We start from the raw sequence: 4,445 nt of genomic DNA on the forward strand, positions 1-4,445 counted from the left end.
CATCTGCGAGAAGTGCGGCGTCGAAGTGACGCTGTCCCGCGTGCGCCGCGAGCGCATGGGGCACATCGAGCTGGCGGCGCCGGTGGCGCACATCTGGTTCCTGAAGTCGCTGCCGAGCCGGATCGGTCTCCTGCTCGACATGACGCTCAAGGATCTGGAGCGCATCCTCTATTTCGAGAACTACGTCGTCACCGAGCCGGGCCTCACCCCGCTGAAGCTGCACCAGCTTCTGTCGGAAGAGGACTTCATCACGGCGCAGGACCAGTATGGCGACGACAGCTTCACGGCCCTGATCGGCGCCGAGGCGATCCGCGAGATCCTCTCGTCGATGAACCTTGCGAAGCTGGCCGACCAGCTGCGCCAGGAGATCATCGAATCGACCTCCGAGCTGAAGCCGAAGAAGCTCGCCAAGCGCGTGAAGATCATCGAGGCCTTCATGGAGTCCGGCAACAAGCCGGAATGGATGATCATGAACGTGGTGCCGGTGATCCCGCCGGACCTGCGCCCGCTCGTCCCGCTGGACGGCGGCCGCTTTGCCACGTCCGATCTCAACGACCTCTACCGCCGCGTCATCAACCGCAACAACCGCCTCAAGCGGCTGATCGAGCTGCGCGCGCCGGACATCATCATCCGCAACGAGAAGCGGATGCTGCAGGAATCGGTTGATGCGCTGTTCGACAACGGCCGTCGCGGCCGCGTCATCACGGGTGCCAACAAGCGCCCGCTGAAGTCGCTGTCCGACATGCTCAAGGGCAAGCAGGGCCGCTTCCGCCAGAACCTTCTCGGCAAGCGCGTCGACTACTCGGGCCGTTCGGTCATCGTGGTCGGTCCGGAGCTGAAGCTGCACCAGTGCGGCCTGCCGAAGAAGATGGCGCTCGAGCTGTTCAAGCCGTTCATCTACTCGCGCCTCGACGCCAAGGGCTTCTCCTCCACGGTGAAGCAGGCCAAGAAGCTCGTGGAGAAGGAGCGTCCGGAGGTCTGGGACATCCTCGACGAGGTGATCCGCGAGCATCCGGTGATGCTGAACCGCGCGCCGACCCTGCACCGCCTCGGCATCCAGGCCTTCGAACCGATCCTGATCGAGGGCAAGGCGATCCAGCTGCATCCGCTCGTCTGCTCGGCGTTCAACGCCGACTTCGACGGTGACCAGATGGCCGTGCACATTCCGCTGTCGCTCGAAGCGCAGCTGGAAGCCCGCGTGCTGATGATGTCGACCAACAACATCCTGCACCCGGCGAACGGCGCGCCGATCATCGTGCCGTCGCAGGACATCGTGCTCGGTCTCTACTACCTGTCGATCATGGCCGACGGCGAGCCGGGCGAGGGCATGGCCTTCTCCGACATCGGCGAGCTGCAGCACGCGCTCGACTCCAAGTCGGTGACGATGCACACCAAGATCCGCGGCCGGTTCAAGACCGTGGACAAGGACGGCAAGCCCGTCTCGAAGATCTTCGAGAGACGCCCGGCCGGATGCTGATCGGCCAGCTGCTGCCCAAGCACCACAACGTGCCCTTCGACGTCTGCAACCAGCTGATGACGAAGAAGCAGATCTCCGCGATGATCGATGCCGTCTACCGCCACTGCGGCCAGAAGGAATCGGTGATCTTCTGCGACCGGATCATGCAGCTGGGCTTCACCCACGCCTGCCGCGCCGGCATCTCGTTCGGCAAGGATGACATGGTCATCCCGGCCAACAAGTGGCAGATCGTCGAGGAGACCCGCTCGCTCACGAAGGAATTCGAGCAGCAGTACAACGACGGCCTGATCACCCAGGGCGAGAAGTACAACAAGGTCGTGGACGCCTGGGGCAAGTGCTCCGCGCGTCTCGCCGACGAGATGATGGCCGCCATCCAGGCGATCAAGAAGGACGAGAACGGCCGTCAGGTGCAGATGAACTCCATCTACATGATGAGCCATTCCGGCGCCCGTGGTTCGCGCGAGCAGATGCGTCAGCTCGGCGCGATGCGCGGCCTGATGGCCAAGCCGTCGGGCGAGATCATCGAGACGCCGATCATCTCGAACTTCAAGGAAGGCCTGTCCGTGATGGAGTACTTCAACTCCACCCACGGCGCGCGCAAGGGCCTTGCCGACACCGCGCTGAAGACCGCGAACTCGGGTTACCTGACACGTCGTCTCGTCGACGTCGCCCAGGACTCGATCGTGTCGGAAGTCGACTGCGGCTCGACCGGGGGTCTGCAGATGCAGGCCGTCGTCGACGCCGGCCAGATCGTCGCGTCGCTCGGCCACCGCATCCTCGGCCGCACCGTGGCCGAAGACATCATCCACCCGGTGACGGGCGAGGTCATCGTCAAGGCCGGCACGCTCATCGAGGAGCCGGATGTCGAGCGGGTCGAGAAGTCGGCGATCCAGTCGGTCAAGATCCGTTCGGTCCTGACCTGCGAGACCAAGATCGGCGTCTGTGCCAAGTGCTACGGTCGCGATCTGGCCCGCGGCACGCCCGTCAACATGGGCGAGGCCGTCGGCGTCATCGCGGCGCAGTCGATCGGCGAGCCGGGCACCCAGCTCACCATGCGCACGTTCCACATCGGCGGCGCGGCGCAGGTGGTCGACACCTCGTTCATCGAATCGACCTTCGAAGGCGAGGTGCGGATCCGCAACCGCAACGTGGTGCGCGATTCCGACGGCAAGCTGATCGCCATGGGCCGCAACATGTCGGTGGCGATCGTCGATGCCTCGGGCGTGGAGCGGTCCACGCACCGCATCACCTACGGCGCGCGTGTCCACGTCGACGACGGCGACACGGTGCGCCGCGGCCAGCGCATCTCGGAATGGGATCCCTACACCCGTCCGGTGCTGACCGAAGTCGAGGGCGTGATCGCCTACGAGGATCTGGTCGAAGGCGCCTCCGTGTCGGAAAGCGCCGACGAGGCGACCGGCATCACCAAGCGCGTCGTCATCGACTGGCGCGGTTCGAGCCGTACGGCCGACCTGCGTCCGGCGATGGTGATCAAGGGACCGGATGGCAAGATCCTCAAGCTCGCCCGTGGCGGCGAGGCCCGCTACCTGCTGTCGGTGGACTCGATCCTCTCGGTGTCGCCCGGCGACACGGTGAAGGCCGGCGACGTTCTTGCGCGTATCCCGCTCGAGAGCGCCAAGACCCGCGACATCACGGGCGGTCTGCCGCGCGTCGCCGAACTCTTCGAGGCGCGTCGTCCCAAGGACCACGCGATCATCGCCGAGATCGACGGCACGATCCGCTTCGGCCGCGACTACAAGAACAAGCGCCGCGTCATCATCGAGCCGCATGACGCCGCACTGGAACCGCGCGAGTACCTGATCCCGAAGACCAAGCACTTCCACCTCCAGGAAGGCGACGTCATCGAGAAGGGCGACTACATCGTCGATGGCAACCCCGCGCCGCACGACATCCTCGCGATCAAGGGCGTGGAGGCGCTGGCCGCCTATCTCGTCAACGAGATCCAGGAGGTCTACCGGCTCCAGGGCGTGGTCATCAACGACAAGCACATCGAGGTGATCGTCCGGCAGATGCTGCAGAAGGTCGAGATCATCGAAGGCGGTGAGACCGACATGATGCCGGGCGAGCAGTTCGACCGCATCGAGGTCGAGGAGACGAATGCCAAGGCGGTTGCCGAAAGCAAGCGTCCGGCGACGTTCAACCCGGTGCTGCTCGGCATCACCAAGGCCTCGCTCCAGACCCGCTCGTTCATCTCGGCGGCGTCCTTCCAGGAGACCACCCGCGTCCTCACCGAGGCGGCGGTCAACGGCAAGGCCGACACGCTGGAAGGCCTGAAGGAGAACGTCATCGTCGGCCGGCTCATCCCGGCCGGCACCGGCGGGCTCATGAGCCGCATCCGCCAGGTGGCCAAGCGCCGCGACGAGCTGATCCTCGAGGAGCGTCACAAGACGGCGCTCGGCGAGGGCAGCGAGCAGCCGGTGGCCGTCGAGACGGCCGTGGCCGCCGAAGGCTGAGCCTTGCGGGCGATGTGAGCTCCAGGGACTGACACTGACGAGAGGCCGCTCCGGATAACCGGGGCGGCCTTTCGCGTTGTGGCGGTCGGGGAGCATGACTGCGGCCGAGCCGGCGGCGACATGGCAGCCTTGCAGGCGCAGGAGGGCAGGGAGCCTTGCCCCCCATGAGTATCAGCGTTCGTTCGGATCGAGGATCTGCGGACCGTTCGCCGGCGCGGCCGGGAGTCAGGGTTCGGCAACGGTCGCGCCGGAGCGGCATCGACCATGCATGGGAGATTCGCGAGGACTCGGAAGGAGATTCGCTGGAATCCGGTGATTCTGAAGTCGCTTCTGTACGGCGGCCCCGGATTCGCAGGTCAGGAACGACTGAAGCATTCGAGCGGGGGCGTTCCTCGGACGCAATTTCGGAGGTGGACAGCAAAAACGGGCACGACAGGCCCCCCGAACAGCCCCGTTGTTGCTCGCTCCGACCGGAATGGCGGGAATCCGGGAGA

Annotated in this window: 1 pseudogene; it reads left to right on the forward strand. The window is 65.4% G+C overall.

What is annotated here, in order from left to right:
* Positions 1-3,951, forward strand: a pseudogene (gene rpoC / locus A6302_RS25475) (DNA-directed RNA polymerase subunit beta'); the annotation flags it as partial.
* Positions 3,952-4,445 lie beyond the last annotated feature (494 nt).

It is taken from the genome of Methylobrevis pamukkalensis, assembly GCF_001720135.1.
Lineage (GTDB): Bacteria > Pseudomonadota > Alphaproteobacteria > Rhizobiales > Pleomorphomonadaceae > Methylobrevis > Methylobrevis pamukkalensis.